A 262-nucleotide genomic window follows, 5' to 3' on the forward strand; every position below is an offset into this window, starting at 1 on the left:
GCGACATGTGGATGCCTCCCTTAACGAAATAGAACCGGCGCGTCTTGCCGAATTGAATTTCCCGGGCGTGGAGATAACCGACGGTCATCTTGAAGTCGCAAGCCTTGCCTGGCAGGCCTACCGTTCACTCACGCCAGAACCGTGGTTCGATCTGCTGAGCAGGGACCTCAGCATCTTGCCGCAGCTCAGGCGGTGTGTTCTGGAAATGCTCGAAGAGCTTCCAGGACGCGCAACCGGGCTCGGCGCCTCCGAACTGCGGATG

General features: G+C 59.5%; 1 pseudogene. It reads left to right on the plus strand.

What is annotated here, in order from left to right:
- Positions 1-262 (plus strand): annotated as a pseudogene (locus KJQ96_RS39255) (DUF1835 domain-containing protein); the annotation flags it as partial.

Source organism: Bradyrhizobium sp. sGM-13, from assembly GCF_018398875.1.
GTDB lineage: Bacteria > Pseudomonadota > Alphaproteobacteria > Rhizobiales > Xanthobacteraceae > Bradyrhizobium.